Here is a 21,923-nt window from a genome sequence, read left to right as displayed (position 1 = left end):
ATGCACATGAATAACAAGATTCCATTAGCCACGCCCGCTGACAACGGGCCAACGAAGAACTTTGAACCATGGCCACTATCCACGTAGACGGCAAAGCGCTCGAAGTCGATGGGGCAGACAACCTGTTACAGGCATGTCTCTCATTAGGCCTCGACATCCCTTATTTCTGCTGGCACCCCGCTCTCGGTAGCGTTGGTGCCTGTCGCCAGTGCGCGGTCAAGCAGTACACCGACGAGAACGACACCCGTGGTCGTATCGTTATGTCCTGCATGACCCCAGCCACCGACAACACCTGGATCTCCATCGAAGATGAAGAATCCAAGGCGTTCCGCGCCAGTGTCGTCGAGTGGCTGATGACCAACCACCCCCACGACTGCCCGGTCTGTGAGGAAGGCGGTCACTGCCACCTGCAAGACATGACGGTGATGACCGGCCACAACGAGCGCCGTTATCGCTTCACCAAACGCACCCACCAGAACCAGGACCTCGGCCCGTTCATTTCCCACGAAATGAACCGCTGCATCGCCTGCTACCGTTGCGTACGCTTCTATAAAGACTACGCCGGCGGCACCGACCTGGGCGTGTTCGGCGCCCACGACAACGTGTACTTCGGTCGCGTTGAAGACGGCGTGCTCGAAAGCGAGTTCTCCGGCAACCTCACCGAGGTCTGCCCGACCGGTGTGTTCACCGACAAGACTCACTCCGAGCGCTACAACCGCAAGTGGGACATGCAGTTCTCGCCGAGCATCTGCCATGGCTGCTCCAGCGGTTGCAACATCTCCCCGGGCGAGCGCTACGGTGAACTGCGTCGTATCGAAAACCGCTTCAACGGTTCGGTCAACCAGTACTTCCTGTGCGACCGTGGCCGTTTCGGCTATGGCTACGTCAACCGTGAAGACCGCCCGCGCCAGCCACTGTTGGCCGGTGGCGCCAAGCTGAGCCTGGACGACGCGCTGGATAAAGCCGCCGACCTGCTGCGCGGGCGCAACATCGTCGGCATCGGTTCGCCACGCGCCAGCCTCGAAAGCAACTACGCGTTGCGCGAACTGGTCGGCGCCGAGCACTTCTACTCCGGTATCGAAGCCGCTGAGCTGGAACGTATCCGTCTGGTCCTGCAAGTGCTGAACGACAGCCCGCTGCCGGTGCCGAACATGCGCGACATCGAAGACCACGATGCCATCTTCGTGCTCGGTGAAGACCTGACCCAGACCGCCGCCCGTATCGCCCTGTCGCTGCGCCAGTCGGTCAAAGGCAAGGCCGAAGACATGGCCGACGCCATGCGCGTGCAGCCGTGGCTGGACGCCGCCGTGAAAAACATTGGCCAGCACGCGCTGAACCCGCTGTTTATTGCGAGCCTGGCTGAAACCAAGCTCGACGACATCGCCGAAGAATGCGTTCACGCAGCGCCGGATGACCTGGCCCGCATCGGTTTCGCCGTGGCCCACGCCCTCGACGCCAGCGCGCCTGCCGTCGAAGGCCTGGACGCTGAAGCGGTTGAACTGGCCCAGCGCATCGCCGACGCCCTGCTGGCAGCCAAACGCCCCTTGATCATTGCCGGCACCTCGCTGGGTTCCAAAGCACTGATCGAAGCCGCTGCCAACATCGCCAAAGCCTTGAAGCTGCGTGACAAGAACGGTTCCATCAGCCTCATCGTGCCGGAAGCCAACAGCCTTGGCCTGGCCATGCTCGGTGGCGAATCGCTGGATGCCGCGCTGCAAGCCGTGACTGACGGTAAAGCCGACGCCATCGTGGTACTGGAAAACGACCTGTACACCCGCACGGATTCGGCCAAGGTCGACGCCGCGCTGGATGCCACCAAGGTACTGATCGTTGCCGACCACCAGAAGACCGCCACCAGCGACCGTGCTGATCTGGTACTGCCAGCCGCCACCTTCGCCGAAGGCGACGGTACACTGGTCAGCCAGGAAGGCCGCGCCCAGCGCTTCTTCCAGGTGTTCGACCCGAAGTACATGGACGCCAGCATCCTGGTTCACGAAGGTTGGCGCTGGCTGCATGCCCTGCGCGCAACCCTGCTGAACCAGCCGATCGACTGGACCCAGCTCGACCACGTCACCGCAGCCGTCGCCGCAAGCGCGCCGCAGTTGGCGCGTATCGTCGACGCCGCACCGTCCGCCGCGTTCCGTATCAAGGGCATGAAACTCGCCCGTGAGCCGCTGCGTTACTCCGGCCGTACCGCCATGCGCGCCGACATCAGCGTGCACGAACCGCGTACCCCGCAAGACAACGACACCGCATTTGCCTTCTCCATGGAAGGTTACTCGGGGTCGGTCGAGCCGCGTCAGCAGGTGCCGTTCGCCTGGTCGCCGGGCTGGAACTCGCCGCAGGCCTGGAACAAGTTCCAGGACGAAGTCGGTGGGCATATCCGCGCTGGCGACCCGGGCACCCGCCTGATCGAAAGCACCGGTGATTCGCTGAACTGGTTCGCCGCCGTACCGCGTCCGTTCAACCCAGCCCAGGGTACCTGGCAGGTTGTGCCGTTCTTCCACCTGTTCGGCAGCGAAGAGAACTCTTCCAAAGCCGCACCGGTGCGAGAGCGCATTCCGGCCGCCTATGTGTCCGTGGCCAAGTCCGAAGCCGACCGCCTGGGCGTCAACGACGGCGCCCTGCTCAGCTTGAACGTTGGCGGCAAGACCCTGCGCCTGCCGCTGCGCATCAACGATGAGTTGGGTGCTGGCCTGGTTGCACTGCCGAAAGGCCTTGCCGGCATTCCGCCTGCGATCTTTGGCAAAACCGTTGACGGTCTGCAGGAGGCAGCGCAATGACCTGGTTCACCCCTGAAGTGATCGACGTGATCATCTCGGTCGTCAAGGCCATCGTGATCCTGTTGGCCGTGGTCGTCGCGGGCGCCCTGCTCAGCTTCGTCGAACGTCGCCTGCTGGGCTGGTGGCAGGACCGTTACGGTCCGAACCGCGTTGGCCCATTCGGCATGTTCCAGATCGCCGCCGACATGCTGAAAATGTTCTTCAAGGAAGACTGGACCCCGCCGTTTGCCGACAAGGTGATCTTCACCCTGGCACCGGTCGTGGCCATGAGCGCCTTGCTGATCGCCTTCGCGATCATCCCGATCACCCCGACCTGGGGCGTGGCGGACCTGAACATCGGCTTGCTGTTCTTCTTCGCCATGGCCGGCTTGTCGGTCTACGCGGTGCTGTTCGCCGGTTGGTCGAGCAACAACAAGTTCGCCCTGCTGGGCAGCTTGCGGGCTTCGGCCCAGACCGTGTCCTACGAAGTGTTCATGGGCCTCGCGCTGATGGGCATCGTGGTGCAGGTCGGCTCGTTCAACATGCGTGACATCGTCGAGTACCAGGCGCAGAACCTGTGGTTCATCATTCCGCAGTTCTTCGGCTTCTGTACCTTCTTCATCGCTGGCGTCGCCGTGACTCACCGTCACCCGTTCGACCAGCCGGAAGCGGAACAGGAACTGGCCGACGGTTACCACATCGAATACGCCGGCATGAAATGGGGCATGTTCTTCGTCGGTGAGTACATCGGCATCATCTTGATCTCGGCCCTGCTGGTCACGCTGTTCTTCGGCGGCTGGCACGGTCCGTTCGGCATCCTGCCGCAGTTGGCGTTCTTCTGGTTCTTCCTGAAGACCGCGTTCTTCATCATGTTGTTTATCCTGCTGCGCGCTTCTATCCCGCGTCCACGGTATGACCAGGTGATGGATTTCAGCTGGCGTTTCTGCCTGCCGCTGACCCTGATCAATTTGCTGGTGACGGCTGCCGTTGTGTTGTTGAACACGCCAGCCGGCGCGGTTCAGTGAGGATTTGACCCATGTTCAAATATATTGGCGACATCGTTAAGGGTACCGGTACCCAGTTGCGAAGCCTGGTGATGGTGTTCGGTCACGGCTTTCGCAAACGCGACACCCTGCAATACCCGGAAGAAGCGGTGTACCTGCCGCCGCGCTATCGCGGCCGTATCGTACTCACCCGTGACCCCGATGGCGAAGAGCGTTGCGTAGCCTGCAACCTGTGCGCCGTGGCGTGCCCGGTGGGTTGCATCTCCCTGCAGAAAGCTGAAACCGAAGACGGTCGCTGGTACCCGGACTTCTTCCGTATCAACTTCTCGCGCTGCATTTTCTGCGGCCTCTGCGAGGAAGCTTGCCCGACCACCGCGATCCAGCTGACACCGGATTTCGAGATGGCCGAGTTCAAACGTCAGGACCTGGTGTACGAGAAAGAAGATCTGCTGATCTCTGGTCCCGGTAAAAACCCTGATTACAACTTCTATCGTGTTGCAGGTATGGCCGTTGCCGGTAAGCCGAAAGGCGCCGCACAAAACGAAGCCGAGCCGATCAACGTGAAGAGCTTGCTGCCTTAAGGAAGAAAGATGGAATTCGCTTTCTATTTCGCATCGGGTATCGCGGTTGTGTCCACGCTTCGCGTGATCACCAACACCAACCCTGTGCACGCCCTGCTCTACCTGATCATTTCGCTGATCGCCGTGGCCATGACCTTCTTCAGCCTCGGCGCACCGTTCGCCGGTGTGCTGGAAGTGATCGCCTACGCCGGCGCCATCATGGTGCTGTTCGTGTTTGTGGTGATGATGCTCAACCTCGGGCCGGCTTCGGTCGCCCAGGAGCGCGTCTGGCTCAAGCCCGGCATCTGGCTCGGCCCGGTCGTCCTCGCAGCCCTGCTGCTGGGTGAACTGCTGTATGTGCTGTTCGCTCACCAGAGCGGCCAGGCCATCGGCCACACCACCGTAGACGCGAAAGCCGTGGGCATCAGCCTGTTCGGCCCGTACCTGCTGGTGGTCGAACTGGCGTCGATGCTGCTGCTCGCTGCAGCCATCACTGCCTTCCACTTGGGCCGCAACGAAGCCAAGGAGCAATGACGATGCCTGCTATCCCTTTGGAGCATGGTCTGGCGGTCGCCGGCATCCTGTTCTGCCTTGGCCTGGTCGGCCTGATGGTTCGCCGTAACATTCTGTTCGTGTTGATGAGCCTGGAAATCATGATGAACGCCGCAGCACTCGCATTCATCGTTGCGGGCGCACGTTGGGGCCAGCCGGATGGACAAGTCATGTTCATCCTGGTGATCAGCCTGGCAGCCGCCGAGGCCAGTATTGGCCTGGCGATCCTGCTGCAACTGTATCGTCGCTTCCACACGCTTGATATCGACGCTGCCAGTGAGATGCGCGGATGAACATGATCTTTCTGACTTTCGTATTTCCCCTGATCGGTTTCCTGCTGCTGTCGTTCTCTCGTGGACGCTGGTCGGAAAACCTGTCTGCCCTGATCGGTGTGGGTTCGATTGGCCTGTCGGCCATCGTCGCTGCCTACGTCATCTGGCAATTCAACGTGGCGCCGCCGGAAGGCGGTCACTACACCCTGGTGCTGTGGCAGTGGATGTCGGTGGAAGGCTTCAAGCCCAACTTCGCCCTCTACGTCGACGGCCTGTCGATCACCATGCTCGGCGTGGTGGTGGGTGTTGGCTTCCTGATCCACCTGTTCGCGTCCTGGTACATGCGCGGTGAAGCCGGTTACTCGCGCTTCTTCTCGTACACCAACCTGTTTATCGCCAGCATGCTGTTCCTGGTGCTCGGCGATAACCTGTTGTTCCTGTACTTCGGCTGGGAAGGCGTGGGCCTGTGCTCGTACCTGTTGATTGGTTTCTACTACAGCAACCGCAACAACGGTAACGCGGCACTCAAGGCGTTTATCGTTACCCGGATCGGCGACGTGTTCATGGCCATCGGCCTGTTCATCCTGTTCCAACAGGTGGGCACGCTGAATATCCAGGAACTGCTGGTGCTGGCACCGCAGAAATTCCAGGTCGGTGACTTCTGGATCACCCTGGCGACCCTGATGCTGCTGGGCGGCGCCGTGGGTAAATCCGCGCAACTGCCGCTGCAAACCTGGCTGGCGGATGCGATGGCCGGCCCTACCCCGGTTTCGGCATTGATCCACGCCGCAACCATGGTGACCGCCGGTGTCTACCTGATCGCCCGTACCCACGGCCTGTTCACTCTGGCGCCGGACATCCTGCATCTTGTCGGCATCGTCGGTGGCGTGACCCTGGTGCTGGCCGGCTTCGCCGCGCTGGTGCAAACCGACATCAAGCGGATCCTCGCCTACTCGACCATGAGCCAGATCGGCTACATGTTCCTGGCCCTGGGCGTCGGCGCCTGGGACGCGGCGATCTTCCACCTGATGACCCACGCCTTCTTCAAGGCCCTGCTGTTCCTTGCCTCCGGTGCGGTAATCGTTGCCTGCCACCACGAGCAGAACATCTTCAAGATGGGCGGCCTGTGGAAGAAACTGCCACTGGCCTACGCCAGCTTCATCGTCGGTGGTGCCGCCCTGGCCGCCCTGCCGTTGGTGACCGCAGGTTTCTACTCCAAAGACGAAATCCTCTGGGAAGCCTTTGCCAGCGGTAACCAGAACCTGCTGTATGCAGGCCTGGTGGGTGCCTTCATGACCTCGCTGTACACCTTCCGCCTGATCTTCATCACCTTCCACGGTGAAGCCAAGACCGAAGCGCACGCAGGCCACGGCATCTCCCACTGGCTGCCACTGTCGGTGCTGATCATCCTGTCGACTTTCATCGGCGCCATGATCACCCCGCCACTGGCCGGTGTACTGCCGGAAAGCGCCGGGCATGCCGGTGGCGCCGCCAAGCACAGCCTGGAAATCGCCTCGGGCGCCATCGCCCTGGCCGGTATCCTGCTGGCGGCCCTGCTGTTCCTCGGCAAGCGTCGCTTCGTCACAGCCGTCGCCAACAGCGGCATCGGCCGCTTCCTGTCGGCCTGGTGGTTCGCTGCCTGGGGCTTCGACTGGATCTACGACAAACTGTTCGTCAAGCCTTACCTAGCCATCAGCCATGTATTGCGCAAAGACCCGCTCGACCAGACCATCGGTTTGATCCCGCGTGCCGCCAAGGCCGGTCACACCGCCCTGAGCCGCAGCGAGACTGGCCAACTGCGCTGGTATGCAGCTTCCATGGCGGCCGGTGCCGTGCTGGTGATCGGCGCCATCGTGGTGGTAGCGGTCTGACTATGTCTATGTACTTTGCGAACTTGCGAAAGGAAACGAGCCCGTCATGATTCTGCCCTGGCTAATCCTGATCCCCTTTATCGGCGGCCTGCTCTGCTGGATGGGTGAACGCTTCGGCGCCACCCTCCCCCGCTGGATTGCGTTGCTGACCATGTCCCTGGAACTCGCGCTCGGCCTCTGGCTGTGGGCCCATGGCGACTATTCATTTGCTCCGGCACCGGGTGTCGATCCCACCTTCGCGCTTGAATTCAAGCACGTGTGGATCCAGCGCTTCGGCATCAACGTGCACCTGGCCCTCGACGGCCTGTCGCTGTTGATGATCCTGCTGACCGGCCTGCTGGGTATCCTCTCGGTACTCTGCTCCTGGAAAGAGATTCAGCGTCACGTGGGCTTCTTCCACCTGAACCTGATGTGGATTTTGGGCGGCGTGGTCGGCGTGTTCCTGGCGCTGGACCTGTTCATGTTCTTCTTCTTCTGGGAAATGATGCTGGTGCCGATGTACTTCCTCATCGCGCTCTGGGGTCACAGTTCTTCGGACGGCAAGAAAACCCGGATCTACGCGGCGACCAAGTTCTTCATCTTCACCCAGGCTTCCGGCCTGATCATGTTGGTGGCGATCCTGGGTCTGGTACTGGTCAACTTCAACAACACCGGCGTGATTACGTTCAACTACGCCGACCTGTTGAAAACCAAGATGTCGCTGACCACCGAGTACATCCTGATGCTGGGCTTCTTCATCGCGTTTGCGGTGAAGCTGCCGGTGGTGCCGTTCCACTCCTGGCTGCCTGACGCTCACGCCCAGGCGCCGACCGCAGGCTCCGTGGACCTGGCCGGTATCCTGTTGAAGACTGCGGCCTACGGCCTGCTGCGTTTTGCCCTGCCGCTGTTCCCGAATGCCTCGGCCGAGTTCGCGCCGATTGCCATGACCCTGGGTCTGATCGGGATTTTCTACGGTGCATTCCTGGCCTTCGCACAAACCGACATCAAGCGTCTGATTGCCTTCTCGTCCGTTTCCCACATGGGTTTCGTACTGATCGGCATCTACTCCGGCAGCCAGCTGGCGCTGCAAGGCGCAGTGATCCAGATGTTGGCTCACGGTGTGTCGGCCGCTGCGCTGTTTATCCTCAGTGGCCAGCTGTACGAGCGCCTGCACACCCGTGACATGCGTGAAATGGGTGGCGTGTGGTCGCGCATTGCGTACCTGCCGGCGATCAGCCTGTTCTTCGCGGCTGCGTCCCTGGGCTTGCCGGGCACCGGTAACTTTATCGGCGAGTTCCTGATCCTGATGGGTGCCTTCGTGCAAACCCCGTGGATCAGCGCCATTGCTACCTCCGGCCTGGTGTTCGGTTCGGTCTACTCGCTGATCATGATCCACCGCGCCTACTTTGGCCCGGCCAAGTCCGACACCGTCCTGCAAGGGATGGATGCTCGCGAACTGATCATGGTGCTCGGCCTTGCGGTCCTGCTGATCTACATCGGCGTGTACCCGCAACCGTTCCTGGACACTTCTGCCGCAACGATGCATGGCGTGCAGCAGTGGTTCGGCACCGCCTTCTCTCAACTCGCTTCGGCCCGGTAAGAGCGCTATGGAATTCACGATCCAACACTTTATCGCGCTTGCGCCGCTGCTGATCACCAGCCTCACCATTGTGGTGGTGATGCTGGCAATCGCCTGGCGCCGCAATCACTCGCAAACGTTCCTGCTGTCCTGTGCCGGTTTGAACCTGGCCCTGCTGTCGATTATCCCGGCACTCAAGGTCGCGCCACTGGCCGTGACCCCGCTGATGATGGTCGATGACTTCGCGCTGCTGTATATCGCGTTGATCCTGGTCGCGACCCTAGCCTGTGTGACACTTGCCCACGCCTACCTCGGCGAAGGCGGCACCGGCTACCCGGGCAACCGTGAAGAGCTGTACCTGCTGATCCTGCTGGCTGCGGCCGGCGGTATCGTGCTGGTCAGCGCGCAGCACCTGGCCGGTTTGTTCATCGGCCTGGAACTGCTGTCGATCCCGACCTACGGCCTGGTGGCTTACGCCTTCTTCAACAAGCGCTCGCTGGAAGCCGGCATCAAGTACATGGTGCTGTCGGCCGCCGGTTCCGCGTTCCTGTTGTTCGGTATGGCCCTGCTCTACGCAGAAGCCGGCAGCCTGAGCTTCACCGGTATCGGCCACGCCCTGGCAACCACTAACAGCCCTGCGCCAATCGCCCAACTGGGCCTGGCGATGATGCTGATCGGCCTGGCGTTCAAGCTCTCCCTGGTGCCATTCCACCTGTGGACCCCGGACGTGTACGAAGGCGCCCCGGCGCCGGTGGCCGCGTTCCTGGCCACGGCGTCGAAGGTTGCCGTGTTTGCGGTGATGGTGCGTCTGTTCCAGATCTCCCCCGCCGCCAACACCGGCGTGCTGAGCAACGTGCTGACCATTATCGCGATTGCGTCGATCCTGTTCGGTAACCTGCTGGCCCTGACCCAGAACAACCTCAAGCGTCTGCTGGGTTACTCCTCCATCGCGCACTTCGGCTACCTGCTGATCGCCCTGGTGGCGAGCAAGGGTCTGGCCGTGGAAGCCATGGGCGTATACCTGGTCACCTACGTGATCACCAGCCTGGGTGCATTCGGCGTGATCACGCTGATGTCCTCGCCGTTCAAAGGGCGTGATGCCGACGCGCTGTACGAGTATCGCGGCCTGTTCTGGCGCCGTCCGTACCTGACCGCGGTACTCACCGTGATGATGCTGTCCCTGGCTGGTATCCCGCTGACTGCGGGCTTTATCGGCAAGTTCTACATCGTCGCTACCGGTGTTGAAGCCCACGAATGGTGGCTGGTTGCCTCGCTGGTACTGGGCAGCGCCATCGGCGTGTTCTACTACCTGCGCGTGATGGTCACCCTGTACCTGATCGAGCCGAACCTGCGCCGTGTGGATGCTGAACTGCACTGGGAACAAAAAGCCGGCGGCGTGATGCTGCTGGCCATCGCCCTGCTTGCGTTTTTCCTGGGCGTGTACCCACAACCGTTGCTCACCCTGGTGCAGCACGCGGTGCTGGGCGTTTGATCGCTTAGTCATGTGGTAAACAGAACGGCGCCTTCGGGCGCCGTTTTGCGTTTCTGAGGGACGCTATTTTTGCCCTCCCCTACTCGCGGAAATTTCCTTCCTCATCTACCTCCCTATCCGGCATCTACCCGCTGGAGGCAGCCGTATGGTGTGCGTGTTTTAGGAAAGTTCCCACAGCCTGGTCACTTGACCCAAGGCGCGTGGGCCACCACACTATACGCAGGCTACGTACAGAACACGGATGCTCTATTTATCGAATTGCCAGCCTTCGAGCGGCATCGCAAGGACTATCTGAGTGACGAGCTTTTCCACGGTTTTCAACAGGAGTTGATGAAAAACCCGGAAGCAGGAGACGTGATCGAGGGAACCGGCGGCCTACGCAAGGTTCGCTTTGTTGATGAGCGACGCAACAAAGGCAAACGCGGTGGCCTGCGGGTCATTTACTACTGGTGGTCAGGTGGCACGCAGTTCTGGTTGTTCACCCTGTACGGCAAACACGAACAGGACGACCTGGCACCCCACCACAAAAAAGCCCTAAAACACATGCTGGACAGGGAAATCAAAGCGAGAGCACATCATGAAACGTGAAATCTTTTCCGAACTGGTCGAAGGCTTCGACGCGCTGGCCGACGAGCGCCAGGGCAAAGTCACCCTGCGGACCCACAAGGTCCACCTTAACAGCCTGGCTCCGCTGACCGCCGAAGAAGTGATCGCCGTGCGTCAGCAGCTCAACCTGTCGCGGGCAGTGTTTGCCATGTACCTGCGCACCAATGTCCGCACCCTGGAAAACTGGGAGCAAGGCCGGGCCAAGCCCAACGCCCAGGCCGTGACCTTGATCCGCCTGGTAGCGCGTTTTCCGGAAACCGTCACGCAACTGGCGGCCCTGAGCTGACAAAACCACACGCAAAAAAACGCCCCGGTTCACTCGGGGCGTTTTTTTGTCACAGCGGCATGCCCGCCTGTCGCGCAATGTTAGAACGCGATACCGACCTTGACGCCGTACTCATCACGCTTGAGTCGGGTGTTGTCGGCCACCTCCGAGTCTTCGTCGAGCTTGTACTCGGTACGGGTGTAATACAGGCCCGCCATCACCGGCAGGTCGCCCTTCTGATTCATCAGCAGGCTGACTTCGGCGTACGGGTTGGTACGGTCCTTGAGGTCCACGGTGTCGCTGCCCACATCGTCCACCTTGAGCTTGGCGCGGCCATCGATGGTGCGACGGGCACCGGCCTCGACGCGCAGGGTCATGTCGTCGAACTGGTGGTTGTAGCCCAGGGCCGCCTTGGCAAAAGGCGATTTATTGGTGAGCTTGACGTCGTAATCATTGGTGTCCGGCTCGTAGCGGGTCCAGCTGTAGCCACCGCCGACAATCACATCGACAAAGTTGCGCGCATCCAGCGCGGCACGCCAGCCGAGGTCGAGGTCAGCCTGGCCTTCCTTGAGTTTGTTATCGCTTTTCTTGCCGAATTTGGCTTCGACGCCAGCCTGATAGATAAAGCCGGATTCAGCCGTCAGCTTGTTGCCGAAGTTGTAGAACAGGCCTGCTTCGGGCATGTGCTCCTTGTCGCTCTCGCTACCGCCTTCGAGTTTGAAGTCGTTATAGCTGCCCTGGATCCCGAACGTGGAAATCGGGTCGGTGGACGTTGCAGCAAACACCACGGCAGGCGCGGCGACCAGCGCCAGTACCGAGGTGTGCTTGAGGAATTTTCCGAATAGCTTGGACATCGTTTTACATCTCCTTGTCTGGTGAGCAAATTATTCAGGAACCGCTTCGAACCCCATCCGGCGAAAAAGGTTCGAAATAATTTGCACTGATTTGGAGGTAAAACGGTTCAGCGAGGGCTCTAGATCAATACTCTTGACGAGGTGCCGTTACAAGGCCATCAAGTGTTGCATGCAGTCGCTCATCTTCCGGAAGGCAAATGCCGAAGGTGTCGATGAGCAGATTCATCAGCTCATCGGCGCTCTCGATCACGCGTTTATCACTGGGCTTGTCCAAGTAGTGAACCGCATAGTGGGCGTTGTTCAAGGTGTGGCGTTTACCCGCTGCCAGCCTTGCGACTTTCAACTGGCCCACGAACGGCGATTGCGGGTGCGTCGAGACGTACCAGTTGCCGATTTCGTAGTCGATGTCCGCCTGTACCTGCAAATCGAATACGTACAACCCACGCCACTCGGCACCGACCTCGGCCCACAGGGTGTAGCTGCCCTGCCCGTCGACGCTCAACCGATACGGTTCATGCGCGGTGGCCTGCACAGCTTCGGTGTCCAGTTGCAACGGGCTGCTGGGCACCATCCCGCCAAAGCCCACATCGCTGATGTAGCGCACGCCGTCCAATGTCACCAGACTCAAGCGATGGGTGCGCGCCGTGTGGGCATCCGCCGGCCCGCCCATTACCACCCGGCCGGTAATGCCGCGTGCGTCGAAACCGAGTTCCTGCAACAGCGCCAGGAACAGCTGGTTCAACTCATAGCAATAGCCGCCGCGCCCATCGAGCAGCACTTTTTGCTCGACGCTGGGCAGATCGATGGGCACCGGCAGGTGCAGCAAGGTCGACAGGCTTTCAAAGGCGAAGCTGCAGACGTGGCGCAGTTGCAGAGCCTGCAAGGTTTGCAGGGTCGGCGGTGGCGGCGTGGTGTAGCCCAGGCGCTGCAGGTACAGCTGGCAGTGGGTCAGGCGGGGCATGGCGCAATCCTTTGGCAGGGGGCGAAGCTGTCACTATGGCGCCCAAACATGCAGATTGTCATTTTCAGTGAACCTTTTTGAACGCTTCCCTATCCATCTATAACAAGACAGGGAGGCAACATGAGTACCGCAAAAATCTACACCATCCAGTATCAGCTGCACGGTCAACCGAAGTCCTTTGTGGTGCGCGCTGAAGTGATGAACAACGCCGAGGCCTGGCACTGGGCGGCCGTTGATGCCGACATTGCGCATGTCAGCCGTATCGGCCGCGTCGGCCACGAGCAGGTGAAAAAAACCACCCGGCCCTGGGCGGAGAAGTTCGGTATCACCGACGTCACTTGGCTACCACCCAAATAAACAAAAGCCCCGCTCAAAGGCGGGGCTCGTTTACGGCTTCAAGTCGCCCAACGGATCGTAGGGCGGCTTTTTTTTCGCCTGGTCTTTCTTCTCGTCCAACGGCGCGATAGCTGCACCGATGGGGTCGACCTGCGGGTCGGACACATCCGGGGAGTCCGGGTCGAAACCCAACTCATCCTTGTTGCCGGCCTGCTCGTTGGAGCGCGGGCCATCTGGGTGCTTGTTCATCGCGGTCTCCTGTTACAGCGGGCGAGCCTTGTCGTGGAGGCTTTCCAGGTCTTCTTCGACACGCTCGACGTCATCGTTGTCGTCACGCTCTTTCGGGTCATTGGGGCGCAACGCATCGTTGTCGCGCTCCTCTTCACCGGGGGTGCGATCGGGGTCGGGTGTACCGGGTGGTGGCTGCTTGTATTCGGGCATGATGGTTCACCTCACGGGGGTTGGTGGCCTACCTGGAGTTAGAGAAAACGCCGCGAAGCATCGTTCAACTTGATTTGCCCAGGCGTGAGAAGATGCCCGCTCTTTGTCGAGGAATGACCTGGATGTTCGAGCTAAAACCCTGCGACCCCGCCACCTACCGCCAACAGACCCGCCGCAGCACGCTGATCGTGGCCGTGGTGTTCCTGGCCCTGGCGATGTTGCTGTCGAGCCTGGCGGTGATGCTGTTCGGCGAGCCTGGCGGCGACAATCTGCGCTTCAATGTCGGCGGGGTATTCGCCGGGGTGCTGATCACCCTTGCGCTGGTGCGCGGCCCATTCTGGAGCCAGCCGTGGCTCGCGCCCGCAGTGTATGGCTGGCAGCTCAAGCGCAGCCTGATGAGCGTGACCAACGTGATGCATACCGTCACCGAGCGGGTGCAGGCCAATGACCCGACGGCAATCAAGGTGCTGCGCTTTTACCACCTGGGGCTGACGCAGATGCATGAACTGGACGCCAACTCCAGCAGCCAGGCGCAGTTGCTCGGTGAAATAGAACTGCACAAGGCGAAGATGCAGGCGCTGGGGATCGACACCGAGCAAACCCGCTTCGATCCCGCCTGGCTGGAGGCGTTGAAAGGCGCGTGAGTCAGGCCACAGTCGGTGTTGCGCGCCAGCAGAACACCGCGCTCACCGCAATCGCGGCGCCCGCCACGCCAAACACCCAGGGCGCCGCGGCAATGGGCAGCAGCAGGCCCGCCAGCAAAGGCCCGAGGCCGGCGCCGATATCACGCCATACCGCATTCGAGGCCAGGGCCGACACGCGCATGGACCCCGGGTTGCGCTCGGCCACCAGGGTGGTCACCAGCGGCAATTGCAGCGCTCGCAACACCAGCACCGACGCTGCGCCGACAATCACCCAATAGCTGCCGAACGCCGTCAGCGCCAGGGCACTCAGGAACGAAAACAGCAGTAACATCGACGTGGCGCCAAAACGCTGCGCCGCCCGGCCGCCCAGCGGGCTCAGGAGCATTTCTGAGACATACCGCAGCGCCATCAAGCCCCCCGCGATCAGCACCGCATCGCCGCCCAGCAGCTTCTGCGCCTGGATCGACAGGCCAAAAATAAACAGCCCGTCCAGCGCCACGCCTTCGATAAATGACCACAGCGCCACACTGTCAGGCCACTTGAAACGCCGCCCTGGCGTACTGTGCAAATCATGCGCCGCCGTGGGCAACCCGCGCGCCATCCAGAGGCCCACCAGGCAGCACCCGGCCAGAATCAAAAAGATCGGGCGCGGCCCGGCCCATAACGTCAGCCAGCCCCCAGCGGCAACGCGAGCATCGGCCCCAAGGCAATCAAGGCCCGCGAGCGCCCGGCCCGGCGTGCGGCGCCGGCCGGCTCCGAGGTCGCCAGCACTTGGGTCGACAGGTTCAACGCAGCAAAACACAGGCCCCACACCAGCCGCAGCCCGAGCAGCGCAGCGAAGCCCGACAGCATCGAATTGCCCAGCGCACACAGCGTCGCGGCACCGGCGGCGATCATGCAGGTCAGCCGATCGCCATTGCGTGCATAGAAATTCAACACATGCCGGTAGCCGAAAATCCGTACCAGACGGTTGGCGGCCAGCAACACCCCGGCCTGGGCCAGGGTGATACCAAACGCCTGGGACTCCATGGGCAGCAGCAGGTAGAGCAACACATCACTGGGCAGGCATAAAGCCAGGGTCAGCGCAGCGCGGCGGGAATGGGTATCTGCAGTGCGGAGGGCCAGGCTGGACATAAATCTGAAACATCCCGAAATATTCAGGCGGCCAAGGTAGCCTTCCCCCCGCAGGTTTTACAACGGCTTTTTCCCATAAGGCAGCAAGCGCAGCCCACTGGCTACGGCGCCCACCAGCGCAAACACGCAGCCCAGCCAAAGCGCGTATTGCGGGCCGCTGCCCACGAACAGGTGAAAACACAGTGCCACCAACGACGCCCCCCAACGTCTGCCCCAGCAACCGTGAAATCGCCACGATGCCGCTGGCTCCACCGCTGCGCGCCAGCGGCGCACTGGTCATCAGCGCCTTGAGGTTGGGCGACTGGAAGAAACCGAAACCGGCCCCACACAGCGCCATGCGCCAGCCGATATCGAAAGCCGACGCCCCGCTGCCCAGGCTGGCCAGCGCGGCCATGCCCACGCTGAGCATCAGCAGGCCGAGGCCGCACAATGCGCCGAGGGACACCCGGTCCGCCAGGCGCCCCGCCACCAAGGCCATTACCGCCACCACGGCCGGCCACGGGGTCATCAGAAAGCCGGTTTCCACCTGGCTATGCCCCAGCACCGCCTGCAACAGAAAAGGCAGCGACACAAAGGCCAGGCCCTGGGCACTGAACGCGCAGATCGCGGTAAGCGATGACAAGGCAAACACCGGCCGCTTGAACAGATCCAGCGCCAACATCGGCGCCGGGTGCCCGGCCTGGCGTCGCAGCAGCAAGGCGCCACACACCAGCGCCACCGCGATCAAGCCCAGGGTCAGTGCGCCCTGGGCCCCATGCACTGCCGTGCCCAGGCCCAGCACCAGCAAGGCGAACAGCCCGGCACACAGCACCGCCGCCAGACGGTCGAAGGCATGCCCGGTCATCGGCAAGGTCGGCAATGAACGCAGGCCCAGCGCCAGGGCCAGCAGCCCCAGCGGCACGTTGATCAGGTACAGCCAGTGCCAGGTCGCCACCGACAGAATCGCCGATGCAGCGGTCGGCCCCAGGGTAAATGCCAGCCCCACCACCAACGAGTTATAGCCCAGGCCGCGACCGAGCATTTTCGAGGGGTAGATATGCCTTAGCAGCGCCGTATTTACGCTCATGATCGCCGCCGCCCCCAACCCTTGCACCACCCGCGCGGCAGTCAGGGTGACCAACGAACCGGCCAGCCCGCAAAACAGCGACGACAGGATAAACACCAGCAAGCCACCGAGGTACACCCGGCGGTGCCCCAGCACATCGCTGAGCGACGCGAACGGCAGCACCGTCGCGATAATCGCCAGCTGATAAGCGTTGACCACCCAGATCACCGAGGCGGAATCGGTGCCGATCCCTTCGGCCAGGGTCGGCAGCGCAGTGTTGACGATCGCCGTGTCGAGGGTCGCCATACCGATCCCCAGAGAGATCGCAATCACGGCCGGCAGGCGTTTATTGAGGGGCAGCCCATCGGCAACAGAAGACATGAACACTCCGCAGGTGGCAAAGGTGTCTAGATTACGGGCAGATGCGGAATCTTTCAGCGGGGGATTGTGCGGCTGTCAAAGTTTTCATGTTCGCCAGTGGGATACACAGCACTAAAAAGCGCCGCATGCCCGGCTGGGTCATGCGGCGGTTACAGCGCATAAAGCAGGCAGGGGTGATCAGCCGACCAGTGCACTCAGGTCCAAATGCCCATCGGTGACCGGCGGGCACCAGTAATAGCCGCCGGTGAGGGGCGTGCTGATGCGATACAACCCATCGACGATCCCGTCTTCCAACCCGCTCATGCGGCGTAGTTGAGCTTCGAACGCATCGAAGGAGTGGCCGAACGCAAGGAACATCAACCCCGCCTGGCCGTTCTCGGCCCACGGCATGGAGCGGCGCACCACGAAGGCTTCGGGGGTGAAGCTTTCCTGGGCGGTGCGTTTGGTGTGGGCGGATTCGGGGGCGTCGTCCAATTCTTCATTGTCGCCGTGGCGGCGGCCGATGATGTGGTCGCGTTCCTGGGCAGGCAAGGCGGCAAAGCCGTCGAGGTCGTGCTGCCATTGCTGGATCGCGGCGAAGCTGGCGCCGCTGTCGGTCAGGGCGGCTTCAACGGCGGCGTCATCGTGGGGGTTTTCGGTGCCGTCTTCGTAGTCGGTGAGGTCGAAGCCGGTCTTGTAGCGGAAACCCTCAGTCGCCTGCACCAGGCGAAACGCCGGGGCCAGGGCCTTTTCCAGTGCACGGCTGCGCAGCAGCAGCTCACCGCGATCCACCCCGTGCAACCACACCCAGAGCGCCTGCTGGGTGGAGGGGTTGTGCGCACCCGGGCCGCTGACGGCCGGGAAGCTGCGCAAGCCTGCAATCGTTGCACCGAGCGCATTGACCAGCGGCTCGCCAAACCCGACCACTGCCGCCGAATCGGTCAACTGCACCAGCGCATCCAGCGCAGCGGGCACGGCTGCCAGGGTATCCACGGCAAAAAACAGATGGCGTGCCTGCAAAGGCACCGGTGCGGCAAGAATGCCCGGCTGGTACTGACTCATGTGAACTCCTTCAAGAAAGGCGCGCAGTTTACCCGGCGCACACCGCGCTGCGTACAAGAAAGCGCGCAAGCCTTGCCATAGAGCCCGTTGTTGGGTGACTCTCTAGTCATGTTTTGCAACTATTCCAGGGGTAGCAACATGACCACCAGTAACCTGCTCGCCCAGCTGTTTCCCGCCACCGCCGCCGATATTCCCGAGCAATATCGCCTCGGGGCGCCCATTGAACAGCGTGATTACCTGGTGGACGGCCAGTTGCAGGTGTGGAACGGCCCGCTGGCCCAAGTGCTCAGCCCGGTGCAACTGGGCGATGAACGCGTGCATATCGGCAGCACGCCGTTGCTGGACGCCAACACCGCCCTCACCGCCCTGGATGCCGCCGTGCGCGCCTATGACCGTGGCCAGGGTGCATGGCCGACAATGCGCGTGGCCGATCGTATCCAGCATGTGGAGGCGTTTTTGCGGCGTATGCGCGAACAGCGCGATGCGGTGGTCAAGCTGCTGATGTGGGAGATCGGCAAGAACCTCAAGGACTCGCAGAAAGAGTTCGACCGTACCTGCGACTACATCACCGACACGATCAATGCCCTCAAGGAACTCGACCGCCGCAGCAGCCGCTTCGAGCTGGAACAGGACACCCTCGGGCAAATCCGCCGCGTACCACTGGGCGTGGCGCTGTGCATGGGGCCTTACAATTACCCGCTGAACGAGACCTTCACCACGCTGATCCCGGCGTTGATCATGGGCAACACCGTGGTGTTCAAGCCGGCCAAGCTCGGCGTGCTGTTGATCCGCCCGTTGCTGGAAGCGTTTCGCGACAGCTTCCCGGCCGGGGTGATCAACGTGATCTACGGCAGCGGCCGCGAAACCGTCAGTGCGCTGATGGCCAGCGGCAAGATCGACATCTTTGCGTTTATCGGCACCAACAAGGCCGCCAGTGACCTGAAAAAGCTCCACCCCAAGCCGCACCGCTTGCGTGCCGCGCTGGGCCTGGACGCGAAAAACCCCGGCATCGTATTGCCCGAGGTCGACCTGGACAACGCGGTCAGCGAGGCGCTCACCGGCTCGCTGTCGTTCAACGGCCAGCGGTGCACCGCGTTGAAAATCCTGTTTGTGCATGAGGATGTGGTCGCGAGCTTTATCGAGAAATTCAACACCAAGCTGGCCACCTTGAAACCCGGCATGCCGTGGGAGGACGGGGTGGCGCTGACGCCCTTGCCGGAAGTCGGCAAAGTGGACTATCTCAACGCCCTGGTGGCCGACGCCGCCGAACACGGCGCCCAGGTGGTAAACCCCAATGGCGGCACCAGCCGTGGCTCGTTCTTCTACCCGGCGGTGCTGTACCCGGTGAACCCGCAGATGCGCGTGTACTACGAGGAACAGTTCGGCCCGGTGGTGCCGATCGTGCCTTACCGTGACCTGGACAGCGTGATCGAGTACGTGCTGGACTCCGATTTCGGCCAGCAGCTGAGCCTGTTCGGCACCAACGCCGTGGAAGTCGGGCGCCTGGTGGACGTGTTCGCCAACCAGGTCGGCCGTATCAATATCAACGCCCAATGCCAACGCGGGCCGGACACCTTCCCCTTCAACGGGCGCAAGAACTCGGCCGAGGGCACGTTGTCGGTACATGACGCGTTGCGCGTGTTTTCGATCCGCACCCTGGTGGCCACCAAGTTCCAGGAAAGCAACAAGGCGCTGGTCAGCGATATCCTGCGCAACCGCGACTCAAGCTTTTTGACCACTGACTACATTTTCTAAAGCCGCGCCGCTGAAAAATGTGGGAGCGGGCTTGCTCGCGAATACGGCGTGTCAGTCGATACACATTTGACTGATCCACCGCATTCGCGAGCAAGCCCGCTCCCACACTTTAGATTGAGTCCACCCTGACTATCGAGACCCCTTCAATACCGATGAATCTGCCCATGTTTGCCCGGCGCCTGTTGCGCCCCCTGCTCGACCCGTACCGCCGCTATCGCCATGCCAAGCTGATCCACGCCGTACGCGTGTCCATCGGCCTGCTGGCGACGATCCTGCTCACCACCGGCATCAACCTGCCCCACGGTGAGTGGGCGTCGGTGACCATGCTGATCGTGATCGGCGGTTTGCAGCACCACGGCAATATCGGCAAAAAAGCCGTGGAGCGTGCCTATGGCACTTTGATCGGCGCCAGCGTCGGCTTGTTGCTGGTGGTGCAGCAAGCCTACTTCGGCCAGCCGCTGCTGACCTATCTGCTGATGTCGGTGGTGTGCGGGTTCTTTTCCTACCATGCCATCGGCAAGGGCGGTTATATCGCGCTGCTGTCGGCGATCACGGTGTTTATCGTCGCCGGCCACGGCGACAACCCTATCTCGGATGGCTTGTGGCGCACCGTCGATATCCTCATCGGCATTGTGCTGGCGCTGGCATTTTCCTTTGCCTTGCCGCTGTATGCCGTGTACTCGTGGCGCTACAACCTGGCCAGCGCCTTGCGTGATTGCGCCGCGATCTACAGCCGGATCATCAATGGCCAGTCGGTGACTGACGATGAGCACCTGAAACTGCTCAACCGCTTGAACGCGGCGATGCTGCAACTGCGCTCGTTGATGCCGTCGGTGTCCAAGGAAGTGCGGATTTCCATGACGGAGCTGGACGCTATCCAGCGCCACCTGCGGATGTGCATCAGCACCCTGGAGATTTTGGGCAATACCCGGCCCGACCCTCGGGATGAGCAAGCCATGGCGCGGATGCAGGTGATATTGAAGGCCGAACATCGGCAGATTCGGGTGCAACTGGTGGGGATGGCGCGGGCGTTGAAATCCGGGGTAACCGAACGCCTGGAGCGCCCCAGCCACATCAACGGCGGCGAACCTACGCTGGAGGCCCCGGTGTACAGCGCGCTGGATGGGTATCGGTTGTTGACCGTGCAACTGGCGGCAAACGTGGATGCGATGCGTCAACGCCTGGCCAAAAGCGCCGGGCGCTGGAAAATCTAGAGAGATGGCACTTTGACTGGTTTAACCCCGTCAATACTTTCACACTTTCTCTTACATATTTTTCACGTTTTATTCACATCCCAAGACGTAGGGTAAAGCCTCATCCGTTACAAACGTTGCACATCAAGCCCGCCGCCCCAGCGGGCTTTTTTTGCCCTCGATTTGAGCTAGCGCGAGGCTTTGGCGGCTGGCGCCGCAGCGTGTTCACGAATGGCGCGTTGGGTGTCCAGCACTTTGGCCAGCGCAGTTTCGGCTTCCGGGCTTTGTTGCGGCACACGAATGGCCGCCGATACCAGGGTGATCAGCTTGGCCATGACTTCGGCGTCGGTGGCCGGGCGCCCCAGGCTCATGGAATTCATCAGCAGGCGCAGCTCAGTGCCGGCCATCACCCCGGAAATCGCCTTGAGGGCAAATTGCAGGCGCACACCCAGCTCGTTGCGCGGCAAATCCGGCAGGGCCAGGGCGAAAGCTTCGAAGAAGCGTTGGAACACCGGCTGGTAATGCACCTTGAGGTATTCCTGGATAAACGGCGAGGTATCGCTGTAGACCCGGCCCAGGAAACGAATGAATGAGCGCCCTTCCCCGCTGGCGCTCGCCGGGTCGCTGCGCTCCAGGCCCATGGCCGGCGCAAACAGCACGCCGAGCAAGGTGTCGCAATCGAGCGGCCCGTCGGACTCGGCTTCACAACGCGCCAGCAGCTCCAGGCGCTGCTCGTTGAGCGGCTCCAGGCGCTGCATCAGCAGGGTTTTCATCAGGGAGTCCTTGTCCCCGAAGTGGTAATTCACGGCGGCCAGGTTCACCTGGGCACGCTCGGTAATCTGGCGCAGCAGAACCGCGTCATAACCGTACTTGATGAAGAGAGCCTCTGTCGCATCCAGCAATCGAGTCTTGGTTACATTTGGAGCGCTGAGTTTCTTCGCGACCATAGAAGTTCCACACGGGAAATATTGTTTTAAAAAATAATTTTATTTTTTATACCGGGGCCGCCCGCCGAAAGCAAGTAGTGACACACCGCCATATGATCAAAAGCCTGTACTGGCGGGCTCGCTGAGGGTAGCCGAAGGTTTTTTGACAGGTCTGTGTAGCCGTAGGAGAAATCGTTACAAAGGGTAAAACCGCTCTATATCCGTGGCTGGCGAAGCACGCAGAACACGGTTAGTATTCAAACAATATTT

20 protein-coding genes and 2 pseudogenes are annotated in these 21,923 nt (G+C 61.4%); 14 read left to right on the top strand and 8 right to left on the bottom strand.

Annotated elements, in window-relative coordinates:
- The first annotated feature begins 68 nt into the window (after positions 1-68).
- The 10 genes from nuoG to LRS56_08045 all read left to right on the top strand — a co-directional run bounded on the left by nuoG (position 69) and on the right by LRS56_08045 (position 10,963).
- Positions 69-2,783, top strand: a complete 2,715-nt coding sequence (gene nuoG, locus LRS56_08090; protein WDU64422.1) for an NADH-quinone oxidoreductase subunit NuoG — start codon at positions 69-71, stop codon at positions 2,781-2,783.
- Positions 2,780-3,787 (top strand): NADH-quinone oxidoreductase subunit NuoH, encoded by a 1,008-nt coding sequence (nuoH, locus tag LRS56_08085; GenBank protein WDU64421.1) that lies wholly within the window; start codon positions 2,780-2,782, stop codon positions 3,785-3,787. The genes nuoG and nuoH overlap by 4 nt, the downstream gene beginning before the upstream one ends.
- A gap of 11 nt (positions 3,788-3,798) precedes the next feature.
- Positions 3,799-4,347 carry an NADH-quinone oxidoreductase subunit NuoI gene (nuoI, locus tag LRS56_08080; GenBank protein WDU64420.1) on the top strand — a complete coding sequence of 183 codons (549 nt, stop codon included), beginning with the start codon at positions 3,799-3,801 and terminating at the stop codon, positions 4,345-4,347.
- A gap of 9 nt (positions 4,348-4,356) precedes the next feature.
- A complete protein-coding gene (nuoJ, locus tag LRS56_08075) occupies positions 4,357-4,860 on the top strand; it encodes an NADH-quinone oxidoreductase subunit J (GenBank protein WDU64419.1) in 504 nt (167 codons plus the stop codon).
- Between the two features lie 2 nt (positions 4,861-4,862).
- Positions 4,863-5,171 carry an NADH-quinone oxidoreductase subunit NuoK gene (gene nuoK, locus LRS56_08070; GenBank protein WDU64418.1) on the top strand — a complete coding sequence of 103 codons (309 nt, stop codon included), beginning with the start codon at positions 4,863-4,865 and terminating at the stop codon, positions 5,169-5,171.
- Positions 5,168-7,021 (top strand): NADH-quinone oxidoreductase subunit L, encoded by a 1,854-nt coding sequence (nuoL, locus tag LRS56_08065; protein ID WDU64417.1) that lies wholly within the window; start codon positions 5,168-5,170, stop codon positions 7,019-7,021. Before nuoK ends, nuoL begins: the two co-directional genes overlap by 4 nt.
- 46 nt (positions 7,022-7,067) lie before the next feature.
- A complete protein-coding gene (gene nuoM, locus LRS56_08060) occupies positions 7,068-8,600 on the top strand; it encodes an NADH-quinone oxidoreductase subunit M (GenBank protein ID WDU64416.1) in 1,533 nt (510 codons plus the stop codon).
- Between the two features lie 7 nt (positions 8,601-8,607).
- On the top strand, positions 8,608-10,071 hold the full coding sequence (nuoN, locus tag LRS56_08055) for an NADH-quinone oxidoreductase subunit NuoN (protein ID WDU64415.1): 1,464 nt from the start codon (positions 8,608-8,610) through the stop codon (positions 10,069-10,071).
- A gap of 186 nt (positions 10,072-10,257) precedes the next feature.
- Positions 10,258-10,659, top strand: a complete 402-nt coding sequence (locus tag LRS56_08050) for a toxin (protein ID WDU64414.1) — start codon at positions 10,258-10,260, stop codon at positions 10,657-10,659.
- A complete protein-coding gene (locus LRS56_08045; protein ID WDU64413.1) occupies positions 10,649-10,963 on the top strand; it encodes a transcriptional regulator in 315 nt (104 codons plus the stop codon). The genes LRS56_08050 and LRS56_08045 overlap by 11 nt, the downstream gene beginning before the upstream one ends.
- 80 nt (positions 10,964-11,043) lie before the next feature.
- Here the strand turns inward: LRS56_08045 and LRS56_08040 are convergent, their stop codons facing one another.
- Together LRS56_08040 and LRS56_08035 are read right to left on the bottom strand one after the other, a co-directional pair.
- Entirely contained in the window at positions 11,044-11,796 is a 753-nt protein-coding gene (locus LRS56_08040; GenBank protein ID WDU64412.1) for an outer membrane beta-barrel protein, read from the bottom strand.
- Between the two features lie 124 nt (positions 11,797-11,920).
- Positions 11,921-12,757 (bottom strand): arylamine N-acetyltransferase, encoded by an 837-nt coding sequence (locus tag LRS56_08035; protein WDU64411.1) that lies wholly within the window; start codon positions 12,755-12,757, stop codon positions 11,921-11,923.
- A gap of 120 nt (positions 12,758-12,877) precedes the next feature.
- Between LRS56_08035 and LRS56_08030 the strand changes: the two genes are divergently transcribed.
- Positions 12,878-13,114: a hypothetical protein gene (locus LRS56_08030; GenBank protein ID WDU64410.1), complete on the top strand. Its 237-nt coding sequence runs from the start codon at positions 12,878-12,880 to the stop codon at positions 13,112-13,114.
- Between the two features lie 30 nt (positions 13,115-13,144).
- Here LRS56_08030 and LRS56_08025 read toward each other — a convergent pair whose 3' ends face one another.
- Both LRS56_08025 and LRS56_08020 read right to left on the bottom strand, forming a co-directional pair.
- Entirely contained in the window at positions 13,145-13,342 is a 198-nt protein-coding gene (locus LRS56_08025) for a DUF6021 family protein (GenBank protein ID WDU64409.1), read from the bottom strand.
- Between the two features lie 12 nt (positions 13,343-13,354).
- Positions 13,355-13,534 (bottom strand): hypothetical protein, encoded by a 180-nt coding sequence (locus tag LRS56_08020; GenBank protein ID WDU64408.1) that lies wholly within the window; start codon positions 13,532-13,534, stop codon positions 13,355-13,357.
- A gap of 122 nt (positions 13,535-13,656) precedes the next feature.
- Here LRS56_08020 and LRS56_08015 point away from each other — a divergent pair, with 122 nt between their 5' ends.
- Positions 13,657-14,178, top strand: a complete 522-nt coding sequence (locus tag LRS56_08015; GenBank protein WDU64407.1) for a DUF3087 family protein — start codon at positions 13,657-13,659, stop codon at positions 14,176-14,178.
- A gap of 1 nt (position 14,179) precedes the next feature.
- Here LRS56_08015 and LRS56_08010 read toward each other — a convergent pair.
- From LRS56_08010 to LRS56_08000, 3 genes and pseudogenes are all read right to left on the bottom strand, one after another.
- Positions 14,180-15,312, bottom strand: a pseudogene (locus LRS56_08010) (MFS transporter).
- A gap of 57 nt (positions 15,313-15,369) precedes the next feature.
- Positions 15,370-16,738: pseudogene (locus tag LRS56_08005) on the bottom strand (MFS transporter).
- Positions 16,739-16,915: 177 nt separating this feature from the next.
- A complete protein-coding gene (locus LRS56_08000; protein ID WDU64406.1) occupies positions 16,916-17,779 on the bottom strand; it encodes a Dyp-type peroxidase in 864 nt (287 codons plus the stop codon).
- A 138-nt stretch (positions 17,780-17,917) separates the two neighbouring features.
- Between LRS56_08000 and LRS56_07995 the strand changes: the two genes are divergently transcribed.
- Together LRS56_07995 and LRS56_07990 are read left to right on the top strand one after the other, a co-directional pair.
- On the top strand, positions 17,918-19,534 hold the full coding sequence (locus LRS56_07995) for an NADP-dependent glyceraldehyde-3-phosphate dehydrogenase (GenBank protein WDU64405.1): 1,617 nt from the start codon (positions 17,918-17,920) through the stop codon (positions 19,532-19,534).
- 152 nt (positions 19,535-19,686) lie between these two features.
- Entirely contained in the window at positions 19,687-20,748 is a 1,062-nt protein-coding gene (locus tag LRS56_07990; protein ID WDU64404.1) for an FUSC family protein, read from the top strand.
- A 167-nt stretch (positions 20,749-20,915) separates the two neighbouring features.
- On the opposite strand, the gene LRS56_07985 is transcribed toward LRS56_07990, so the two are convergent.
- Positions 20,916-21,674 carry a TetR/AcrR family transcriptional regulator gene (locus LRS56_07985; protein ID WDU64403.1) on the bottom strand — a complete coding sequence of 253 codons (759 nt, stop codon included), beginning with the start codon at positions 21,672-21,674 and terminating at the stop codon, positions 20,916-20,918.
- Between the last annotated feature and the right edge of the window lie 249 nt (positions 21,675-21,923).

Source organism: Pseudomonas poae, from assembly GCA_028869255.1.
In the GTDB taxonomy this organism is placed as follows: Bacteria; Pseudomonadota; Gammaproteobacteria; order Pseudomonadales; family Pseudomonadaceae; genus Aquipseudomonas; species Aquipseudomonas poae_C.
Note: the sequence above shows the minus strand (reverse complement) of the source record. Positions and strands in the feature narration are given on the sequence as shown.